This window comes from Synechococcus sp. R55.7, assembly GCF_047461955.1.
Lineage (GTDB): Bacteria > Cyanobacteriota > Cyanobacteriia > Thermostichales > Thermostichaceae > Thermostichus.
Map to the genome: position 1 here is coordinate 1 of NZ_JANSIC010000476.1, position 669 is coordinate 669.

The window sequence follows — 669 nt, forward strand, 5'->3', positions numbered from 1 at the left end:
TGGGATCCCCTTTTAAGTAGAGAAGAGCCGCCGCCAAAAACCGCTGCGGGTCAGCATCATCGCCCACCACGCTGCGCAGCAACACCTGAGCGGCAGGGGGGAGAGTTTCTGGATCCGCTATCTGCAGCAGAAAAAAGTGTCGGGATGGGGGCGGTAAATCTTCGTACAAAGGGCGCACCGTTTGCACCGTCGGCTGTTCTAGGATCAACACTTGGCCGGCACGCCCATAAACATCAGTGTATGGAGAAACATTCCCCGCAACCCGCTGCCGCACCGCCTGCACCTGCGACAGCGCCCAAGAGGGGATCCTTTCCTCCTCGTAGGGCAAGGCGCTCAAGAGTTTCTTTGCCCGCTGCGGAGAGCTGCTTTCCAAGGCGGGGAGCAGCGCTCTGTAGACGTAAACTACCCGGCTCCGACCGCTAAGCGGTACGGAGCGGGCTTTCAGTAGCCCTGAGCCTGTTCTGCTCTACCAGAGAACAAAACAAGCCCGGACCTCTAGGCTGGTTTACGACAGCCCCCAAGAGCGCAATCACATTCGCACCATTCAAATCCGCATCCCCTTCCCATCCACAGTGCCCACACTTGAACGACTTGCCACTGCGGTAGGATTGCGCAGGATCGGGATGGATGTGCAAACACCGGTGGCAGGTCTGCGACGTGTAGGCAGGC

The 669-nt window shown here is 59.0% G+C and carries 2 protein-coding genes; both read right to left on the reverse strand.

Translation table 11 applies throughout. The features are described 5' to 3' along the window. A partial coding sequence (locus NW820_RS13230) for a hypothetical protein (protein ID WP_414407755.1) occupies positions 1-373 on the reverse strand: 373 nt, incomplete at its 3' end. A gap of 46 nt (positions 374-419) precedes the next feature. Next, a partial coding sequence (locus tag NW820_RS13235) for a zinc ribbon domain-containing protein (protein WP_414407756.1) occupies positions 420-669 on the reverse strand: 250 nt, incomplete at its 5' end.